At 71.7% G+C, this 20,633-nt stretch carries 15 protein-coding genes; 8 read left to right on the top strand and 7 right to left on the bottom strand.

The genetic code is table 11. The features are described 5' to 3' along the window. Nucleotides 1-913 precede the first annotated feature (913 nt). Nucleotides 914-2,662 carry a ribonuclease Y gene (gene rny, locus AB0B76_RS46690; protein WP_360388854.1) on the top strand — a complete coding sequence of 583 codons (1,749 nt, stop codon included), beginning with the start codon at nt 914-916 and terminating at the stop codon, nt 2,660-2,662. 461 nt (nt 2,663-3,123) lie between these two features. Here rny and AB0B76_RS46685 read toward each other — a convergent pair whose 3' ends face one another. The 5 genes from AB0B76_RS46685 to AB0B76_RS46665 all read right to left on the bottom strand — a co-directional run bounded on the left by AB0B76_RS46685 (nt 3,124) and on the right by AB0B76_RS46665 (nt 9,324). Beyond that, on the bottom strand, nt 3,124-5,844 hold the full coding sequence (locus AB0B76_RS46685; protein ID WP_360388760.1) for an ABC transporter substrate-binding protein: 2,721 nt from the start codon (nt 5,842-5,844) through the stop codon (nt 3,124-3,126). 40 nt (nt 5,845-5,884) lie between these two features. Further along, nucleotides 5,885-6,760, bottom strand: a complete 876-nt coding sequence (locus AB0B76_RS46680; protein WP_360388757.1) for an amino acid ABC transporter permease — start codon at nt 6,758-6,760, stop codon at nt 5,885-5,887. Beyond that, the gene (locus AB0B76_RS46675; RefSeq protein ID WP_360388754.1) at nt 6,757-7,413 is read right to left on the bottom strand and encodes an amino acid ABC transporter permease; all 657 of its coding nucleotides are present in this window, start codon (nt 7,411-7,413) and stop codon (nt 6,757-6,759) included. Before AB0B76_RS46675 ends, AB0B76_RS46680 begins: the two co-directional genes overlap by 4 nt. A gap of 70 nt (nt 7,414-7,483) precedes the next feature. Next, the gene (locus AB0B76_RS46670) at nt 7,484-8,446 is read right to left on the bottom strand and encodes a glutamate ABC transporter substrate-binding protein (RefSeq protein WP_360388751.1); all 963 of its coding nucleotides are present in this window, start codon (nt 8,444-8,446) and stop codon (nt 7,484-7,486) included. 134 nt (nt 8,447-8,580) lie between these two features. Further along, complete coding sequence (locus tag AB0B76_RS46665; RefSeq protein WP_360388748.1) at nt 8,581-9,324, bottom strand: amino acid ABC transporter ATP-binding protein; 744 nt, start codon at nt 9,322-9,324, stop codon at nt 8,581-8,583. Nucleotides 9,325-9,514: 190 nt separating this feature from the next. Between AB0B76_RS46665 and AB0B76_RS46660 the strand changes: the two genes are divergently transcribed. Next, nucleotides 9,515-10,333, top strand: a complete 819-nt coding sequence (locus tag AB0B76_RS46660; RefSeq protein WP_360388745.1) for a 5'/3'-nucleotidase SurE — start codon at nt 9,515-9,517, stop codon at nt 10,331-10,333. 13 nt (nt 10,334-10,346) lie between these two features. Next, a complete protein-coding gene (miaB, locus tag AB0B76_RS46655) occupies nt 10,347-11,813 on the top strand; it encodes a tRNA (N6-isopentenyl adenosine(37)-C2)-methylthiotransferase MiaB (RefSeq protein WP_360388743.1) in 1,467 nt (488 codons plus the stop codon). Nucleotides 11,814-12,061: 248 nt separating this feature from the next. On the opposite strand, the gene AB0B76_RS46650 is transcribed toward miaB, so the two are convergent. Continuing rightward, nucleotides 12,062-13,270 (bottom strand): DUF349 domain-containing protein, encoded by a 1,209-nt coding sequence (locus AB0B76_RS46650; RefSeq protein ID WP_360388740.1) that lies wholly within the window; start codon nt 13,268-13,270, stop codon nt 12,062-12,064. Between the two features lie 196 nt (nt 13,271-13,466). Here AB0B76_RS46650 and AB0B76_RS46645 point away from each other — a divergent pair, with 196 nt between their 5' ends. The 3 genes from AB0B76_RS46645 to dapF are packed head-to-tail and all read left to right on the top strand — an operon-like array spanning nt 13,467 to nt 15,911. Next, the gene (locus tag AB0B76_RS46645) at nt 13,467-14,150 is read left to right on the top strand and encodes a hypothetical protein (protein ID WP_360388737.1); all 684 of its coding nucleotides are present in this window, start codon (nt 13,467-13,469) and stop codon (nt 14,148-14,150) included. Further along, complete coding sequence (gene miaA, locus AB0B76_RS46640; RefSeq protein ID WP_360388734.1) at nt 14,147-15,052, top strand: tRNA (adenosine(37)-N6)-dimethylallyltransferase MiaA; 906 nt, start codon at nt 14,147-14,149, stop codon at nt 15,050-15,052. Before AB0B76_RS46645 ends, miaA begins: the two co-directional genes overlap by 4 nt. A 4-nt stretch (nt 15,053-15,056) precedes the next feature. Further along, entirely contained in the window at nt 15,057-15,911 is an 855-nt protein-coding gene (gene dapF, locus AB0B76_RS46635) for a diaminopimelate epimerase (protein ID WP_360388731.1), read from the top strand. Here dapF and AB0B76_RS46630 read toward each other — a convergent pair. Beyond that, on the bottom strand, nt 15,902-17,365 hold the full coding sequence (locus AB0B76_RS46630) for an NAD-dependent malic enzyme (protein WP_360388728.1): 1,464 nt from the start codon (nt 17,363-17,365) through the stop codon (nt 15,902-15,904). The genes dapF and AB0B76_RS46630 overlap by 10 nt on opposite strands. 208 nt (nt 17,366-17,573) lie before the next feature. On the opposite strand from AB0B76_RS46630, the gene hflX reads away from it, so the two are divergent. Next, entirely contained in the window at nt 17,574-18,905 is a 1,332-nt protein-coding gene (gene hflX / locus AB0B76_RS46625) for a GTPase HflX (protein ID WP_360388851.1), read from the top strand. Nucleotides 18,906-19,003: 98 nt separating this feature from the next. After that, nucleotides 19,004-20,623, top strand: coding sequence for a hypothetical protein (locus tag AB0B76_RS46620; protein ID WP_360388725.1), 1,620 nt, complete (start codon nt 19,004-19,006; stop codon nt 20,621-20,623). Nucleotides 20,624-20,633: the final 10 nt, after the last annotated feature.

The following is a 20,633-nucleotide window of genomic DNA, read 5'->3' as shown; positions in this document are numbered from 1 at the left end:
GGAGACCGCCCAACCACCGCGGGTTTACCGCACAACATAGATCGCGTCACAGATCAGCATCACTTACTAGATTCACAGCGGATATGAGCGCCACGCCTTGCGGGAGGTGTCGGCGCTAGCAGCGACCCAGCAGCGGGGCCCCCTAGGTCCCGATATCGATATATCTTGATGCGCAGTGGTCGGGCGTCTCCTCCACAACACCCGCCGTCGCATGTGCGCGGCGCCGAGCGGAGCGAGGTGACGTCGTGACGGAGTGCGCCCGTGTCATCCTCTGCGACCCCGAAAGCCCCGGCAGCCTGACGGCCCCCGGGGCGAGCGCGGGACGACCCCGCGACGGCGCGCGATCGGCCTCGGCTCTTGATACCGACGGCGACGAGAGCGACGGACGCATCCCCGGAGTACAGGACGGGCCGACGGTGGGTCAGACCGTCGGGCATGGTGATGTCCCGGGGCGAACCACGCACTTCGGGCTTGAGCGGCGAACCCGGGCGGCCGGCCCAAGTAGGGTGGCTATCGGGGGCGGGACCGCCCATGCGGACAGGGCGGTGCGTGTGAGTAGAGCGTCGGGCGCGAACCGGGCACGAGCGGTGCGGCCCCCGGCCGGCCCGTGCCTCGGTCGTGGCGCGCAGACCTCCGAGGAACAGCGGCGGCGGAGCGCGAGCGACCTGCGGAAAGCGTCCTACCGGAACGAGCCGGCCCTTCGGAACGAGCGGGCTCCCCGCAGCCGGGGCGAGCTGGTCCTCCAGAACGAGAACGAACCGGCACTGCGGAATGAGCCGGCCTTCCGAAGCCGGAATGAGCTGGGTTCCCGGAACAGTCCCGAGGCGCGGGTCGTCCGGAGCCGGGCGGCGGGCGTGGGTTCGGTGCGGCAGGTGGCGGCGTGACCGGGGTACAGATTGCACTGACGGTGGCGATGGCCGTTCTCGTGGTCGTCGTCGTGGCGGTGCTCCTCGTGGCGCTCAAGACCGTGCGCCGGCTCGGCGGGAACGTCACCGTGGCGGTGCCGGCCGGGGATGATCCCGCGTTCCTGGCCGAGAAGGATCGGCAGGAGCATTCGCTCGCCTCGTTGCGTACGGCGGCGGAGGATGCCACGGCCGCGGTGGATGAGGCGCGGGCGGCGGCCGCGGCCGCGCGCACCGAGGCGGCGGCCGCGAAGGCCGAGGCCAGTTCGGCCCGGTCGGAGGCGCGGCGGATTCTCGACGCGGCGCGGGCCGAGGCCGACTCGCTGCTCGAGCGGGCGCACCGGCAGGCCGAGACCGACGCGGAGCAGGCCCGGGCGACCGCGCGGCGGGCCGGCGAGCGCGAGGTCAACCAGCTCACCGCGGTCGCGAAGGAGCAGTCGCAGGACGCGGAGCGGCGCCAGCGCCGGCTCGACGAGCGGGAGCGGCTGCTGGCCGAGGAGGCCGAGCGGCTGGCGGAGCGGGATCGGCGCATCAGCAGTACCGAAGCGGATCTTTTGGAACGCGAAGCGTCTTTTGCCCGGAGGGACTCGGAGCTTGCCGAGGGCGAGGAGCGCCACCGCGAGGAGCTGGAGCGCATCGCCGGGCTGACCTCCGACGCGGCCCGGGTCGAGGTCGTCGAGACGATCGAGGCGCAGGCCAAGCGCGAGGCGGCGCTGCTCGTGCGGGACATCGAGAACGACGCGCGCAACACGGCCGAGCAGCGGGCGCGGCACATCGTGGTCGACGCGATCCAGCGGGTGGCCAGCGAGCAGACCGCCGAGAGCGTGGTCAGCGTGCTGCACCTGCCCAGCGACGAGATGAAGGGCCGGATCATCGGCCGCGAGGGGCGCAACATCCGCGCGTTCGAGTCGACGACCGGGGTGAACCTGATCATCGACGACACGCCCGAGGCCGTGCTGCTGTCGTGCTTCGATCCGGTACGCCGGGAGATCGGCCGCCTCACCCTCGAGAAGCTGGTGCTCGACGGGCGGATCCATCCGCACCGCATCGAGGAGGTCTTCGACCAGGCCAAGCACGAGGTGGAGCGGCTGTGCCACCGCGCGGCCGAGGACGCGCTGGTCGAGGTGGGCATCACCGACCTGCACCCCGAGCTCATGACGCTGCTGGGGCGGCTGCGGTACCGCACGTCGTACGGCCAGAACGTGCTCAAGCACCTCGTGGAGACCGCGCACATCGCCGGCATCATGGCGGCCGAGCTGCGCCTGGACGCGGCGCTCATCAAGCGGTCGGCGTTCCTGCACGACATCGGCAAGGCGCTCACCCACGAGGTCGAGGGCAGCCACGCGCTGATCGGGGCCGATGTCGCGCGCAAGTACGGCGAGCACGAGGACGTCGTCCACGCCATCGAGGCACACCACAACGAGGTGCTGCCGCAGACCATCGAGGCGGTGCTCACCCAGGCCTCGGACGCGTGCTCCGGCGGGCGCCCGGGGGCGCGGCGGGAGAGCCTGGAGGCGTACGTCAAGCGCCTCGAACGCATCGAGGAGATCGCCGGCGGCAAGTCGGGGGTCGAGAAGGTCTTCGCGATGCAGGCCGGGCGCGAGATCCGGGTCATGGTGCGGCCCGACGACGTCGACGACATCGGGGCGGCGGTGCTGGCTCGCGACGTGGCCAAGCAGATCGAGGAGGAGCTGACCTATCCGGGTCAGATCCGCGTGACGGTCGTGCGCGAGTCGCGGGTCACCGAGATCGCTCGCTGAGGCGGGGCCGTAGCCGGGAAGCGCGTTGCTGCAGCTCGCGATCGGTGGCCCGGAAAAATGATTGATAAAGGCGATTTATCCGGTGCGGAGCGCCGGATAAATCGGGCCGGGTCGAGGCGAAGCCGTGCGGCAGCCGCAGCCGTGCCGCGACCCAGCCGAGCGAGGCGAAGCCGTGCATCAGCCGCAGCCGCCGCCGCAAGCGTGCCGTGCCGTGCCTGAGCCGACCCGAGTCGACGTGCAGCCGTAGCCGTAAGCCGTGCCGACGTAAGCCGTGCCGACGTGCAGCCGTTGCCGTAAGCCGTGCCGACGTAAGCCGTTGCCGTAAGCCGTGCGGCCGTAAGCCGTTGCCGTAAGCCGTGCGGCCGTAAGCCGTGCCGACCTGTGTGGCCGTATGCTGCGCCGACGTGCAGCCGCGGCCGTGACGGAGTCGCCGTGCCGCAGCCGTGCTGTGACCGCGCCCGTCAGGCTGGGGCGATCAAGCTGTCGCCCACCATGTACGTGCTCTTGACCTTGTACGCCCAGATCAGCTTGTCCGCCGTGTCCAGGTTGCCCCGGGCGTCGAACTTGATCTCGCGGCCCGTTGCGGCGCCCTTGCCCTTGTACGTTGACATGTACGACAGCATGTTCTCGCGGGTGCCCTTGCCCGCCGCGAAGCCCGCCAGGAACACCCCCGTCGCGTCGTACGCCTCCGGGCCGTAGTAGCTGGCCTGCGCGCCGAACGTGCCCTGGTACTTCGAGGCGAAGTCCGCCCCGGCATCCTTCGACGGCACGCACGGGCAGGTGACGATCACGCCCTCGGCCTTGCCCTCGGTCTTGGTCACGAAGCTCTGCGTGAACAGCTTGTCCGAGCCGACGATCGGCAGATCCGCCTTGGCCGCGCGCAGCGCCTTCACGAAGTTGATTCCGTCCGCCGAGACGCCCGCGAAGTACACCGCGTCCGGGCCGGAGTCGGTGACCTGCTTGACCGCCGAGGCGAAGTCGGTGTCGGTCTGGTGGATCGAGACGGACACGCCCGTCGCGCTGCCGAGCACGTTCGACACCTCGGTGCGGCCGATCGTGCCGAAGTCCGAGTCGTCGTACACGATCGCGGTCTTCTTGGCCTTCAGCGTGTTCTTGATGTACGCCCCGCCCGCGCGGGCCTGGTCCACGTCGGAGCCGATCGCGCGGTGGAACGTGGCCCAGCCCTGCTTCGCGAGCTTCTCGTCCGGCGCGAACGGCGTGATCATCGGCAGGTTGGCCTTCTCGAGGATCGGGCCGGCGGCGAGGATCTCGTTGTCGTACACGGGGCCGACCACGCCGATCACCTCCTTGTCGTCGACGGCGAGCTGGGCCTTGGCCTTGCTGCCGTCGTCGGTGCCGGTGGTGTCGAACTCCTTGAACTCGACCTTGCAGTTCGAGTGGGCCGCGTTGAAGTCGTCGATGGCGAGCCGGACGCTGTTGCGCATCATCACGCCGTCGTCGGAGTTGTCGCCGCTGGACATCCCCAGGTACGCGATCTTGTGGCCGCACGCCGGGGACACCGCCGGCAGCGCCTGGTCCGAGGGGCCGTCCCCGCCGCCGCCGTTGTCGGGGCCGCCGCGGTTGACCGCCCAGACGATCCCGCCGACGATCAGCAGCAGCGCGAGGGTGCCGCCGCCGATGGCCGCGACCAGCCCTCCGCGTCGTTTCTTCGGCGGTGGTACCGGTGGATAGCCGCCCTGCCACGTGGGCGCGGGGCTGGCCGGCATGGCGGTCACCGGCACCGGACGCACCGGCTGCTGCGGCATCACCGGCTGCCGCGGGACCGGGAAGGCCACCGTCGGACGCTGCGGCGGCGGAGGCGAGACGGGCCTTTGCGGCTGCGGGTGTACCGGCTGAGGCGCCACGACCGGCATCGCGCTCGTCTGGATCAGCGGCGGCAGGTGCGGCGTGTTCGACGGCATGCTGAACCCGGGCGACACCGGCTGCCCCGACACCGGCGCGGCCGACACCGGGGCCGCCGCGACGTCGCCGCTGAGCTCGTGGCCCCCGGCGCCCGACGTCGGGCCGCCCGAGGTCGCGACCGGGCCGCCGGAGATCGGCGACGTCGCGCCGCCGGCCGCGCCCGAGACGGGCGCGCGGCCCGTGGGCGGGGCCAGGTGCAGGGCGCCCTCGGCGACGACGAGCTCGGGCTGCTCGATCGCGGTCGGGGCCAGGCCGAACGCGCGGTGCAGCAGGGTCGCGGCGAGCGGGATGCGGCTCGAGCCGCCGACGAGGAACACCGCGGAGACGGGCCGGTCGCCCAGGGCCGCCGAGGTGACCGCGATCTGGGTGGCGGTGACCGTGCGGTCCAGGATCGGGCGGGCCAGCTGTTCGAGCTGCTCCCGGCCGATCGGGACGCTCTCGTCGAACAGGGGCACGTGGACGTACGTGGTCGCGGCCCGGCTCAGCATCTCCTTGGCCAGGCGGGCGTCCTCCCACAGCTGCCACGCGGCGCGGCGGTCGGCCTCGGTCTCCGGGTTGGTCAGGCGCCGCCACTGGTCGCCCTCGCGCCCGGCGAAGTTGCGCCCGAGGTACGCCACCACGGCCGCGTCGACGTCGAGGCCGCCCGCGTCCGGCAGGCCCTCGCTCGCGAGGACGTCGAAGCCCCCGCCCGCGTTGCGGCGCACCACGCTGGCGTCGAACGTGCCGGCGCCGAAGTCGTACACCACCGCGATCCCGCCGACGGGCACGTGGGTGCCGACCGTGCCCACGAAGTACGACGCCGCCGCGATCGGCTCGGCGGACAGCAGCGGCGCCGGGAGGCCCGCGGCCACGGCGGCCTGGGAGAGCGTCTGGCGGCGCTGGGGCGGCCAGGTCGCGGGGTGCGTGATCATCACGTGCGCGGGCTTGGCCCCGGCGACCCGCTCGGCCTCGGCCGCGACCCGGCGCAGGACGGTGGTGACGAGCTCGGCGACGGGGACCTCACGCTCGCCGAGCCAGACGGTGCCCTCCTCGACGCGGCGCTTCGGGTAGGGCTCGAAGCGGTGCGGCTGGAGCCGCGCCGAGTGCACCGCGTCACGTCCGGTCAGGATGCTGCCGTCGGCGTTGGCGTACACCGCCGACGGCAGCAGGGGCGAGCCGTCGAAGAGGAGGGGCTTGGTGCGCCCGTCCGGCCAGCGCAGGACCGCGACCGTGTTCGAGGTTCCGAAGTCGATGCCCAACCGGAAGCCAGTGTCCGCCACTCGCGCAGCGTACGCACCGGACGCAACCTTGCCAATCAACTCAAAGCACGGCTCCGCCGCCGGCCCCGGTGTCGACCGACAGCGGGATCGGCTTGGCCGCGGTCTTGACGCGCTTGCCGCCGGTGAGCCGCCTCTGCAGCCAGAAGGCGAACCAGGACAGCAGGCCGCAGGTGCCGATGTACATCGTGGCGACGACCAGGTACGCGGGCACGTACGGCAGGCCGAACGGCAGCCGGCCGCCGATCTGCTTGCCGACGTACAACAGCTCCGGCAGCTGGATGATGAAGCCCAGCGCGGTGTCCTTGAGCAGCACCACGACCTGGCTGACGATGGCCGGCAGCATGGCCCGGACCGCCTGCGGCAGCAGGATCGACACCATCACCTGGGTCTTGCGCATACCCAGCGCGTACGCGGCCTCGGACTGGCCCCGGGGCACGGCGAGCACGCCGGCCCGGAAGATCTCGGCCAGCACGGCGCCGTTGTACAGCGTGAGCCCGATCACCAGCGGCCAGAACGGGCCGACCTTGTAGCCGAGCTGGATCGGGCCGTAGTACGCGAAGAAGATGAGCACCAGCAGCGGGATGGCCCGGAACAGCTCGACGACGGACGAGGTCGGGGCCCGGAAGTACAGGTGGTCGCTGAGCCGCCCGGCCGCCAGCAGGGCGCCGAACGCCAGCGCGAGCACGGCCGCAACGCCGGCGGTGCGCATCGTGGTCAGGTAGCCGTCGAGGATCTGCTGCTGGATCGAGGCGTACTCGAACTGCTGCCACTTGATCGGGTCGAACTGACCCGTGTCGTAGAAGCGCAGCACGATGTACGTCAGCAGCGCCACGATCCCGATGAGGCTCACGACGCCGAGCAGCCGGTTGCGCACCCGGGCCTTGGGACCGGGCAGGTCGTAGAGAATGTTGCTCATCGGGCGACCCCCCAGCGGCGCTCGAGTGTGCGCTGCAGCACGACCAGCGGGATCACGAGGATCAGGAAGCCGATCGCGATCCACAGGATGGTGTAGATCTGGTTCTCGCCGCGCTCGGAGAGGTACGCCTGGATCTGGCCCGCCTCGGCGACCGAGAAGCCGGCGGCGATCGTGGTGTTCTTGAGCATGGCGTTGAGGACGCTGACCATCGGCGGTACCACGGTGCGGAAGGCCTGGGGCAGCACGACGAGGCCGAGCACCTGGCCGAAGGTCATGCCCAGCGCGCGGGCGGCCTCGGCCTGCCCGACCGGCACCGTGTTGATGCCGGAGCGCAGCGCCTCGCACACGAACGCGCTGGTGTAGGCGGTGAGCGCGATGCAGGCACTGGGGAAGTAGTCGATGTTGACGTCCAGCTTCGGCACCGCGAACACGAGCAGCGCGAAGACCAGCGTGAGCGGGCAGTTGCGCAGCAGCAGCACATAGGTGGTGCCGAAGCCGCGCAGGGCGGGCACCGGAGACACGCGCATCGCGGTCAGCAGGATCCCGAAAACCAGCGAGCCGACCGCGGCGATCAGGAACAACTGGATCGTGGTCCAGAAATGGGACCCGATCACATCCCAGTTGTCCGTGAGGACGTGAAGAAACTCGTTCATCCGCTGCCCATCGGAGGGGAATAAGGGCGAGACGCCGCCCCGCAATGGGGGCGGCGTCCCGTGGTCAGGATCAGTACTTCTCGAGCGGCGGGATCGTCGCGGTGGAGCCGGACTTGCCCAGGGTGCCGTCGTAGATCTTCTGCCAGGTGCCGTCCTGCTCGGCCTTCTCCAGCGAGGCGTTGACGAAGTCGCGCAGCGCCTTGTCGTCGTGGGCCAGGCCGATGCCGTACTTCTCCGGGTACGGCTTGCCGGTCGCCGGGTCGGTGAACGGCTTGCCGACGACCTTCAGCAGGCTCGGGTTCTGCGCGGCGTAGCCCTTGAGGATCGCGTCGTCGGTGGTGACCGCGTCGACCTTCTTGTCGATCAGCTGCGAGACGCACTCGGAGTAGGTCTTGAACTCCACGATGTTGCTGTCCTCGGTGAGCTTCTGGTCACGCACCCGCTGGATCGGCGTCGAGCCGGTGGCGGAGCAGACCTTCTTGCCCTTCAGCGACGCCGAGCCGGTGATGGACGTGTCGTCCTTGCGCACCAGCAGGTCCTGCGCGGCGATGAAGTACGGCCCGGCGAAGGAGACGTCGGCCTTGCGCTTGTCGGTGATCGAGTAGGTGCCGACGTAGTAGTCGACCTCGCCACCCTTGATCGACGTCTCGCGGTTCGCGGACGCGACCTCCTTGTACTCGATCTTCGCCGGGTCGATGCCGAGCTTCGAGGCGACCAGCTGGGCGATCTCGATGTCGAAGCCGCAGCGCTTGCCCGAGGCGTCCTTGTAGCCGAGGTTCGGCTGGTCGAACTTGACGCCGACGACGACCTTGCCGGCCGCCTTGATCTTCGCGAACGTCGGGCTGCCCGCGATGTCGACGCCCGAGGCGGGCGTCAGCGCCACGCCGGACGACGTGCAGGCGTCGCTCGCCGCCTGGGGCGCGCCGGAGCCCGCCGGGGTCTCCGGCGTGGGCGTGCCCTCCTTGCCGCAGGCGGCAAGGCCGAGTGAAAGCGTGGCGACGGCGGCGATGGCCGCGATGCGCATGATTCGCATGTTCTGGTGTGCTCCTTCCATTACCTCAGAGCCGATCCCGGGCGAGCCGGGCGGCCGTTGGCGCAACCGGGGTGGTGCGCCTCTCGTGTGCCGAGGGTGTGATCTATGTCAGTGGCGTGTGCGGCGAAGCCGCTCTAGTGAGTCAAGATCTTCGAGAGGAAGTCCTTGGCCCGGTCGGTGCGCGGGTTGGCGAAGAACTCCGCCGGCGCCGCCTCCTCGACCAGCTGGCCGTCGGCCATGAACACGACGCGGTTGGCCGCGTGCCGGGCGAAGCCCATCTCGTGGGTGACGACGACCATCGTCATGCCCTCCTTGGCCAGGCCGGTCATGACGTCGAGCACCTCGCCGACCATCTCCGGGTCGAGCGCGCTCGTCGGCTCGTCGAACAGCATCGCCTTGGGCTGCATCGCCAGGGCGCGCGCGATCGCCGCGCGCTGCTGCTGGCCGCCGGAGAGCTGGGCCGGGTACTTCTCCGCCTGCTGCGCGATGCCGACCCGCTGGAGCAGGGCCGCCGCGCGCTCGCGGACCACGGCCGGCTTCTCCTTGCGCACCTTGACCGGCCCGAGCATGACGTTCTCGAGGATCGTCTTGTGCGCGAAGAGGTTGAACGACTGGAAGACCATGCCGACCTCGCTGCGCAGCCGGGCGAGGGGCTTGCCCTCCGCCGGCAGCTGCGTGCCGTCGAAAACGATCTCGCCGTTGTTGATGGGCTCGAGCCGGTTGATCGCCCGGCAGAGCGTCGACTTGCCCGACCCCGAGGGGCCGACCACCACGACGACCTCGCCGCGGCCGATCGACAGGTTGATGTCCTTCAACACGTGCAGCTCGCCGAACCACTTGTTCACGCTGTTGAGCACGATCAAAGGCTCTGCCGTCATGTCCCGCCCCACTATGTCGCGACGCCGCGTCGCCTGCCCAGTGCGAATGACGTTAGCCGGGCAAAGGCTGCTGATCCGCGACACAGTGGTCACGGGCCGATAACGACGCCCGAATTGCGTGACGTGTCCCTGACAGGTTCCCTACAGCCTCCGTTTGATCACAACGAGCAACCCGGCGATGCTGATGGCCATGCGGATCCTCGTGACCAATGACGACGGCATCGGCAGCCCCGGCCTGCTCGCGCTCGCCGAGTGGGTGATGCGCGCCGGGCACGAGACGGTGGTCGCCGCGCCCGTGGAGGAGTCCTCGGGCTCGAGCGCCGCCCTGCTGGCGGTCGACGACGGCGGGCGCATCCAGATGGAAGAGCGAGGCATCGACGGTACCGCCGCCGCTTTTGCAGTTTCGGCAACGCCGGCCTTCATCGTGCTGCTGGCCACCCGGGGTGCGTTCGGGCCGCCGCCGGACGCGGTCGTGTCCGGCATCAACCGGGGCGCCAACACCGGCGCCGCGGTGCTGCACTCCGGCACCGTCGGGGCCGCCCTGACCGCCGTGGCCAACGGCTGCCCGGCGCTCGCGGTCTCCCTCGACGTGCCCCCGGACGCCGTCGAGGCCAACTGGGACGCCGCCGCGGAGGTCGCGGTCGACCTGTTGCCGCTGCTCAATCAATCGACACCGGCCTGGTCGGCGGAGACCGGGCCGGCCGGCGGCGGCTTTGGCCCGTTCGCGCTCAACATCAACGTGCCCGACGTCGAGGCCGGCGCGCTGCGCGGCATCCGCCGGGCCCACCTGGCCGAGTTCGGCATCGTGCAGATGACGCTGCGCGAGCGCGGCGAGGGCTTCGTGAGCATGTCCCTGGAGCAGGTGGGGGAGGTCCCCGAGCCGGGCAGCGACGACGGGTGGCTGCGTGACGGGTACGTCGCGGTCACGCCCCTGTTCCCGCCCGGCGAGGCGGCGGACGTGGAGCTGCCGGGGCTCGTGGATACGGCCGGCGAACACATCGGGGGCTAAGCTTTGCTTCGCTATGACTGACACTCGTACCTTCCGCGTGATCACCTACGGCTGCCAGATGAACGCGCACGACTCCGAGCGCATCTCCGGGCTGCTGGAGGAGGCCGGCTACGTGCCGGCGGCCGGCGACGGCGAGCCCGACGTGGTCGTGTTCAACACGTGCGCGGTGCGGGAGAACGCGGACAACCGGCTCTACGGCAACCTCGGCCACCTGCGCCCCACGAAGCTCGCGCACCCGGGCATGCAGATCGCCGTCGGCGGCTGCCTGGCCCAGAAGGACCGCGGCGACATCGTGAAGAAGGCGCCCTGGGTCGACGTCGTCTTCGGCACCCACAACATCGGCTCGCTGCCGGTGCTGCTGGAGCGCGCCCGGCACAACGCCGCCGCCGAGGTCGAGATCCTCGAGTCGCTCGAGGTCTTCCCGTCGACGCTGCCGACCCGCCGCGAGTCCACCTACGCCGGCTGGGTCTCCATCTCGGTCGGCTGCAACAACACGTGCACGTTCTGCATCGTGCCGGCGCTGCGCGGCCGCGAGAAGGACCGCCGGCCGGGCGACGTGCTGGCCGAGGTCCGGGCGCTGGCGGCCGAGGGCGTGCTCGAGGTGACGCTGCTCGGCCAGAACGTGAACTCCTACGGGGTCGAGTTCGGCGACCGGTACGCGTTCGGCAAGCTCCTGCGCGCCTGCGGCTCGGTCGACGGCCTGGAGCGCGTGCGCTTCACCAGCCCACACCCGAAGGACTTCACCGACGACGTGATCGCGGCCATGGCCGAGACGCCGAACGTGTGCCACTCGCTGCACATGCCGCTGCAGTCGGGCTCGGACGACGTGCTGCGGGCGATGCGCCGCTCGTACCGCGCGGAGAAGTACCTGGGGATCATCGAGAAGGTCCGCGCGGCCATGCCGGACGCCGCGATCACCACCGACATCATCGTGGGCTTCCCGGGCGAGACCGACGCCGACTTCGAGCGGACGCTCGACGTGGTGCGCGCGGCCCGCTACTCCAGCGCGTTCACCTTCCAGTACTCGAAGCGCCCCGGCACCCCGGCGGCCTCGATGGACCTGCAGGTGCCGAAGGCCGTGGTCCAGGAGCGGTACGACCGGTTGATCGCCGTGCTCGAGGAGATCAGCTGGGCGGAGAACAAGCGCTTGGTCGGTACGACGCTCGAGGTGCTCGCGGCCGTGGGTGAGGGGCGCAAGGACACGGCGACGGGGCGGCTCTCGGGGCGGGCCCGGGACGGGCGGCTGGTGCACTTCGCGGCGGACGCGGACGCGGGCATCCGGCCGGGGGACATCGTGCACACCACGGTGACGTACGCGGCGCCGCACCACCTCAACGCCGACGGGCCGCTCGTGTCGCACCGCCGCACCCGGGCGGGCGACGCGTGGGAGGCCGGGCGGGTGACGCGGACGCCGGGGGTCTCGCTGGGCATGCCGTCGATCGGCGCGCCGCCCCCGCAGCCGGCCGCGACCCACTGCTGACCGGCGACCGCCGGGGCGGTCCGGGGGCTCTGCGGCGAGAGTAGAACCCGTCCGGATCGTGACGCCTGTGGCGCGGGGAAAGCTTGCGGCTCGTCGCGGTCCGGGGCCGGGGCGCCTGTGGCGCGGAAAGCCTGCGGCTCGTCGCGGTTCGCAAAGGGCCTGAAAAGCGTTGACCACTACACGCACGCGGCGTGTAGTGGTCAACTTTCTATGTCGGACGGGACGCTGCCCGTCACCGGAGAAGTCCGTCAGGCGGTGTGCTCCGCCATGGCCAGGAACTTGCGCTTCGACTCCAGGGCCTTCTCGGCCTCCTTGATGCGCCGCTGGTCGCCGGCGGCCTGGGCGCTCGCCAGTTGCTGCTCGGCCCGGGCCACCTGCTCACGCATCTGGGCGAGCAGCGGGCTGGCCTCGGGCGGGGTGCGGCGCCACGCCGCGTCCATCGCGGACTTGACCTTGTCCTCGACGTTGCGGAGGCGGCGGTCCAGGGTTGCCTGCGACTCGCGGGGAACGCGGCCCACCTCGTGCCAGGTGCCCTGGATCTCGCGCAGCTTGTTCTGCGCGCCCTTCGGGTCGCCGTCGATGTCGAGGGCCTCGGCCTGGGCCAGGAGCTCCTGCTTGCGTTCGAGGTTGCCCTTGAACTCGGCATCCCGGGCTGAGAATACCTCGCTGCGCCGCTTGAAGAAGGCATCCTGAGCGGCCCGGAAGCGTTCCCAGAGCTTCTGCTCGGTGTCCTTCGCGGCGCGCGGGGCCGTCTTCCACTCGTTCATGAGCTCCTTGAGGCGGGCGGCCGTCGCGTTCCACTCGGTGGACTCCGACAGGCCCTCGGCCTCGATGACGAGCTCTTCCTTGCGGCCCTGGGCCTGCTTGCGGGTGGAGTCCAGGGTGGCGAAGTGGGCGCCGCGGCGGCGGGTGAAGGCGTCGCGGGCGGCGGCGTAGCGCTTCCAGAGCTCGCTCTCGGCCTTCTTCTCGACGCCGTGGATCGCCTTCCACTCGTCGAGGATCTCCTTGAGGCGGTCGCCGGCCGTCTTCCAGCCGGTCGCCTCGGACGCGATGAGCTCGGCCTCCTCGACCAGGGTGGTCTTGCGGGCGAGCGACTCGGCCCGGGCCGCATCGCGGGCGGCCCGCGCGGCGCCGGCCTTCTCCTCGGCGATCGCCGTGAGCTTGTCCAGCCGGGCGGCGAGGCCGTCGATGTCACCCACGACGTGGGCCTCGTCGAGGCCGCTGCGCAGACGGCGGATGGTGGACAGCGACTGGCCGGCGTCGGCGGCGCCACTGCCGAGCCGCGCCTCGATCAGGTCGACCTCGGTCACCAGGTCGGCGAACCGGCGCGCGAAGTGGGCCAGGCCCTCCTCGGGCGTCCCGGCCTGCCAGGACCCGATTGGGCGCTCACCGGCGGCCGTCTTCACGAAGACATTGCCGTCGGTGTCGATCCGTCCGAACTCCGTAGGGTCGCTCATCTGCCCATCCTCGCTCCCGGCGCCCGTAGGATCGGGTATCCCACCGTCACGCCGCCATCGCACAGCAAAGTTCCCCAGGGCATTCTCACAGGTGTGCCCCGGGGCCGGTCGAGGGCCTGCGGCCGAACCGTGACCATTCCGGTGCCATTCACAGGCCGCAGAGCTTCGCAGAGACCGTCCCCGATAACGTTAGGTCGTGTCACTCGTCGCCGCCGCAGTCTGCCCACATCCGCCACTGCTCGTGCCGGAGCTGGCCGCCGGGGCGGCGTCCGAGCTCGACGACCTGCGGGCGGCCTGCCGCGCCGCGGTGGCGCACCTGGCGGATGCCTCGGTCGACTCGCTCATCGTCCTCGGTTCTGATAGCACGACGGTACGCCGTGACCCCCCGTTCGGGGGGACCCTCTCCCCGTGGGGCGTCGATCTCCCGATCGGTGACCCGTCCGGCGAGCAGCTTCCGCTCAGCCTCCTGATCGGCGCGTGGCTGGCCCCGGCGGCCGGAAACTTCCAGAGCGTGGCCGCCGGCGCCGATCCCGGCGAGTGTGCGCGCCTCGGCCGCAAGCTGGCCGGCGAGGCCGAGCGGGTCGGGCTGCTGGTGCTCGGCGACGGCTCTGCGTGCCGTACCGAAAAGGCGCCCGGCTTCTTCGACCCGCGCGCCGAGGCCTTCGACGCCGCCGTCGCCGCCGCCCTCGCCGGGGCCGACGCCGCCGCGCTGGCCGCGATCGACCCGGCCGAGGCGGCCGAGCTGCTCGTCGCCGGCCGCGCGCCGTGGCAGGTGCTCGCCGGGGCCAAGGACCGCGACATGCACGGAGAGCTGCTGTACGACTCCGCTCCGTACGGTGTCGCCTACTTCGTGGCGAAGTGGAGTGCGGAGGAAGCATGACGCACGACGTCATCGCCATCGTCGGCCCGACGGCCGCGGGCAAGTCGGCGCTGAGCCTGCGCCTCGCGGACGAGCTGGGCGGGGAGGTCGTCAACGCCGACTCCATGCAGCTGTACCGCGGCATGGACATCGGCACCGCCAAGCTCACCGCGCCCGAGCGCGCCGGCGTCCCGCACCACGTCCTGGACATCTGGGACGTCACCGAGCCGGCCAGCGTGGCCGTGTACCAGGGCCTCGCCCGCGCCGCGATCGAGGACATCGCCGCGCGCGGACGCGTACCGCTGCTCGTCGGCGGCTCCGGCCTCTACGTGCGGGCCGTGCTCGAGGACTTCGACTTCCCCGGCACCGACCCCGGACTGCGCGCCGAGCTGGAGCGGGAGCTGCTGGAGGTCGGGCCCGCGCCGTTGTACGCCCGGCTGCAGGCGGCCGATCCGGTCGCCGCCGGCCGCATCCTGCCCAGCAACGGGCGGCGCATCGTGCGCGCCCTCGAGGTGAACGCGCTGACCGGCACCGCCTTCACCGCGCAGCTGCCGCAGCCGCGCCCGGTGTACGACGCCCTCCAGCTCGGCGTCGACGTCGACACGGCGCTGCTTGACGCGCGGATCGACGCGCGCGTCGAGCAGATGTGGGCGCTGGGCTTCGTGGAGGAGGTGCGCGACCTGCTCGGCCGCGGGCTGCGCGACGGGCGCACGGCGAGCGGCGCGCTGGGGTACCGCCAGATCATGAACCTGCTCGACGGGCTCTGCGGGGCCGGGGAAGCCCGCGCCGAGACGGCCCGCGCCACCCGGCGATTCGTGCGGCGGCAGCGCTCCTGGTTCCGCCGCGACGAGCGGATCGTCTGGCTCGACGGCGCGGCGGCGGACATCACGCGGGCGGCCCTGGGCGCCGTGCGGCAAGATTGACGCCATGCGCTTCGCGAAAGGCCACGGCACGGGCAACGACTTCGTCATCCTGCCCGACCCCGACGGCACCCTGCCCCTGACCCCGGCCTTCGTCGCCGCCCTGTGCGACCGGCGCCGCGGCATCGGCGCCGACGGCGTCCTGCGGGTCGTGCGCAGCGCCGCCCACCCGGACGCGGAGGCGTCCTCGGCGGGCGCCGAGTGGTTCATGGACTACTGGAACGCCGACGGGTCGCAGTCGGAGATGTGCGGCAACGGGGTCCGCGTCTACGCGCGCTACCTCGCCGAGGCCGGCCTGGTCGCCCCCGAGGGCACGTTCGACCTGGTGACCCGGGCCGGCGTCGTGCCGGTCACCATGGGCGAGGAGATCTCGGCGGGAATGCCCGTTCCGCGGGTTTATGTCCAGAGCGAGGCCGTCACCAACGGGGCGGGCTTCGGCGGTACCGCGGTCGACGTCGGCAACCCGCACCTCGTCTGCGCGGTCGACGAGCCGACCCTGGAGGGCCTCGACCTGAGCCGGGCGCCCGTGATCGACCCGCTGATCTTCCCGGCCGGCGTCAACGTCGAGTTCGCCGCGGTGGGCCCGGCCCCGGCCGGCGCCGACCTGTACCGGCGGATGCGCGTGTACGAGCGCGGCTCCGGCGAGACCCAGTCCTGCGGCTCGGGCGCGTGCGCGGTCGCCGCGGTCGCGGTGCACCACGCCGGCCTCGAGACCGGCACCGTGATCGTCGACGTGCTCGGCGGCCGGCTCACCGTCACCCTGTCGCCGGCGGAGTGCCGGCTGCAGGGGCCTGCGGTCATCGTCGCGCACGGCGACGTCGACGCGCAGGCCATCCGGCAGCTGGCGCCCACCTACTCCTGAGCCGGAATCTCCCCGTCCGGGGTCGAGTCCAGCTGGGGACCCTTCGCCGCGGCCCGCACGGCCGCGGCGACCGCGGGGGCGACCCGCGCGTCGAACACGCTCGGCACGATGACCGACGGGTTGAGCTTGTCCTCGCCGACCGTGTCCGCGATCGCCTGCGCGGCCGCGAGCGCCATCGCCTCGGTGAACTCGCGCGCCTGGGCGTCGAGCATGCCCCGGAACACGCCCGGGAACGCGAGCACGTTGTTGATCTGGTTCGGCTGGTCGGAGCGGCCGGTGGCGACGATCGCGGCGTGCTCGCGGGCCTCCCGCGGGTCGACCTCCGGGTCGGGGTTGGCCAGCGCGAACACGATCGACTGCGGCGCCATCGTGGCGATGTCGTCGCCGGTGAGCAGGTTGGGCGCGCTCACCCCGATGAACACGTCGGCCCCGCGCAGCGCCCCGCGCAGGTCGCCGGCGTAGTTGTCCTTGTTGGTGTGGTTGACCAGCCACTGCCACGCGGGCGTGAGACCGGTCATGCCGCGGTGCAGCGCACCGGGCCGGTCGGTGGCGATCACGTCACCGACGCCCTGGCGGAGCAGGAGCTTCATGATGGCGGTACCGGCGGCACCGGCCCCGCTCACCACGACCTTGACCTGGCCGATCTGCTTGCCGACCACGCGCAGCGCGTTCGTCAGCGCGGCCAGCACGCAGATGGCCGTGCCGTGCTGGTCGTCGTGGAACACGGGGATGTCGAGCTGCGCGCGCAGCCGCTCCTCGATCTCGAAGCAGCGCGGGGCGGCGATGTCCTCGAGATTGATCCCGCCGTACGCGGGCGCGATCGCCTTCACGATCGCGATGATCTCGTCGGTGTCCTGGGTGTCGAGCACCACCGGCCAGGCGTCGACCCCGCCGAAGCGTTTGAACAGCGCGGCCTTGCCCTCCATGACCGGCATCGCCGCATAGGGCCCGATGTTGCCGAGACCGAGCACGGCCGAGCCGTCGGTCACCACGGCGACCGTGTTGCGCTTGATCGTGAGCCGGCGGGCGTCGTCGGGGTTCTCGGCGATGGCCAGGCACACCCGGGCCACGCCGGGGGTGTAGGCGCGAGAGAGTTCGTCGCGGTTGCGCAGCGCGACCTTGGGGGCGACCTCGATCTTGCCGCCGAGGTGCAGCAGGAACGTGCGGTCGGAGACCTTGCGCACGTCGACCCCGTCGAGCTTCTCCAGGCACGCCACGACCTGCTCGGCATGGGCGGAGTCGGCGGTGTCGCAGGTGAGGTCGACGACCACGTTGGCGTTGTCGGAGTCGACGACGTCGACGGCGGTGACGATGCCGCCGGCCTCGCCGACCGCGGTGGTCAGGCGGCCGATGGCGGAGGCGTCGGCCACGACGGAGACACGGATGGTGAGAGAGAACCCGGCGCTGGGCAGTCTGTGTGTGGCAGGTGTCACGAGCCCATTCTCACCCTCCACGTCCCCCGGCCGCCGCACCGGGTGCGGATATCAAGTGCCGTCTCACCCCGACAAGTGTCACGATTGACAGGTTGAACCCCCCCTTTACCCAGGAGAGATCGCATTGCGCGCACGAACGAGCTTTTCCGCAGACGCCTACGACGCGGACGCTGAGGAGTTCGAGGACTTCGTTGACGACGGCGAGCTCGAACTCGAGGAGCGGCATGCCCTGCGGCGTGTCGCCGGATTGTCCACCGAACTCGTGGATGTCACCGAGGTCGAGTACCGCCAGCTGCGCCTCGAGCGCGTCGTGCTGGTCGGCGTCTGGACCGAGGGCACCGTCACCGACGCCGAGAACTCGCTGACCGAGCTGGCCGCGCTCGCCGAGACCGCCGGCTCCCAGGTCCTCGACGGCCTCATCCAGCGCCGCAGCCGCCCCGACTCGGCCACCTTCATCGGCCGCGGCAAGGTCGACGAGGTGCGGGCCGTGGTCGTCAGCAGCGGCGCCGACACCGTCATCTGCGACGGCGAGCTGTCGCCGTCGCAGCTGCGGCAGCTGGAGTCGCGGGTCAACGTCAAGGTCATCGACCGCACGGCGCTGATCCTCGACATCTTCGCCCAGCACGCCAAGAGCAAGGAGGGCAAGGCCCAGGTCGAGCTGGCGCAGCTGCAGTACTTCCTGCCGCGCCTGCGAGGCTGGGGTGAGGCGCTCAGCCGGCAGGCCGGCGGCTCGGCCAGCGGCAACGGCGGCGTGGGCCTGCGCGGCCCCGGTGAGACCAAGCTCGAGATCGACCGGCGCCGCATCCGGACCCGCATCTCCCGCCTCAAGCGCGAGATCGCGGCGATGGCGACCATCCGCGACACCAAGCGGGCGACCCGCCGGCGCAACCGCGTGCCCGCCGTGGCGATCGCCGGCTACACCAACGCCGGCAAGTCCAGCCTGCTCAACCGCCTCACCGGGGCGGGCGTGCTGGTGGAGAACGCGCTGTTCGCCACCCTGGACACGACCACGCGCCGGACGCGGGCCGCCGACGGGCGGATCTACACGCTCTCGGACACCGTCGGTTTCGTCCGGCACCTGCCGCACCAGCTGGTCGAGGCCTTCCGGTCGACGCTGGAGGAGGTGGCGGAAGCCGATCTGGTACTCCACGTGGTCGACGGCTCCCACCCCGACCCCGAGGCGCAGGTCCGCGCCGTGCGCGAGGTCCTCGCCGAGGTCGGTGCGGATGCGGTACCCGAGCTGCTGGTCATCAACAAGGTCGACACGGCCGACGAGGAGACCCAGCTGCGGCTGAAGGGCCTGTGGCCGACGGCCGTGTTCGCCTCCGCCCGCACCGGCGCCGGCCTCGACGACGTGCGCGCGGCGATCGAGCAGGGGCTGCCGTGGCCGGCCATCGAGCTGACGGCCATCGTGCCGTACGAGCGCGGCGACCTCGTGGCGCGCGTCCACTCGATCGGCGAGGTCCTCGAGACCTCCCACCTGGCCGAGGGCACCCGCGTCCGGGCCCGGGTCACGGAGGGCCTGGCGGCCGATCTCGCCCCGTACGCCGTTTCGTCCTGATCCACCGACGGTTACTCTCCGTCGCGCCCAACAATCACTTGGAGTGACAGCCGGACCGGGCAACCCCAAAGCCGGTCCGGCTCTGCCAGACTTGCGGGATGCGACGACGGGTGGTGCTCTGTTCGGCTGCGGTGATCTGTCTGTCGGCTGGGGTGTCGGCGCCGGCCGCGGCGTATGCACCGTCGCCGACGGCCGCCGCCGCAGCGGGCGCGGGCGCCACCGTGTGCTCGCCGACCCCGAAGGACGTCAACGAGGTCTCGGGCCTCGTGGCCAAGCCCGACGGCGGGTACTACGCCATCCAGGACAGCCAGGTCGAGCCGGCCAAGTCCAAGATCTGGGTCCTCGACGACAGCTGCAAGCTGCTGAAGACGATCAACTACCAGACCCGGCCGATCGACCCCGAGGACGCGGCCCTGGGCAAGGACGGCACGCTCTACATCGGTGACATCGGCGACAACGACGAGGCGGCGGGGGGCTCGAAGAACCCGCGCAAGACCGTGGCGATCTGGACCCTGGCCCCCGGCTCGACCAACCCCGTGATCAACCGCCTGACCTACCCGGACGGCAAGAAGCACGACGCCGAGGCCCTCCTCATCAACGGCGACGGCCTGCCGATCATCATCACCAAGGCGGCGCCGAACGAGGTCTACATCGCCGAGTCCGCGCTCGTGCCGAACACGGCCAACGGCGTCAAGCTGAGGAAGGCCGGCGACTTCAAGTCCCTCCAGGACACCAAGACCCCCAACCCGCTGAACCTGCTCGGCTGGAAGCTCATCACCGGCGCCGCGGCCGCGCCCGACGGCTCCAAGGTCGTCGTGCGCACGCTGTCCGACGCCTACGAGTTCGACGTGGCCGGGGGCGACATCGTCAAGGCCCTGACGACCGGCAAGCCGCGCATCACGCCGCTGCCGAACGAGGCGCAGGGCGAGGCGATCACCTACACGCCGGACGGCAAGAACTACGTGACCGCCTCCGACGTGGACGCCACGAAGAAGGCGCCGCTGCTGAAGTACACGCCGACCGACATCTCGGTCGCGTCGGGGGGCAACGGGGCGAACGTGCCCTCGCCGAAGGCGAAGGACCAGTCGTTCCTGCAGTCGCTGACCCTCCAGGACATCACGTACGCGGTGGCCTTCATCGGCGTCCTCGGCCTCGCTTTCGTCATCGCGGGCGTGATCGGCATCCGCCGCTCCCGCGCCGCCCGCCGCGCCGCGGGTTCGAACACCGGCAACGTGCGCGGCGACGCCCCCGACGGCGACTTCGCGATGCCGTCCACGGTGGGCGGCGGCGGCCCGGGCGTCTACGGCGGCGGCCCCAACGGTCCGGGCGGCCCCGGCGGCCCCGGCGGTGGCTCCGGGCCGGGCGGCCGCGGCGGCCCCGGCGGCAACGTGTACGGCGCCGGCCCGGCCGGCGGCGGCAACGTCTACGGCGCGGGCGGCGGTGGCGGTGGTGGCGGCCGCGACGGCGGCAACAACGTCTACGGCGGCGGTGGCGACCGCCCCGGGAACCGCCAGGGCGGCGGCGTGTACGGCGGTGGTGGCGGTTCCCCGCGCGACGGCGGCGGCAACGTCTACGGCGGCGGCCCGGGCGACCAGCGCGGCGGCTACGGCGGCGATCAGCACGGCTTCGCCCAGGGCCCCCCTCCACGGGAGGGCCGCGGCGGCTACGGCCCCGGCGACCCCGGCGGCTACGACCGCGGCTACGCGCCCCACCGCTGAGCAGCGCCGC

Source organism: Dactylosporangium sp. NPDC049140 (assembly GCF_040648435.1).
The sequence above is the reverse complement of the archived record's forward strand: the minus strand, read 5'-3'. Positions and strand labels throughout refer to the sequence as shown.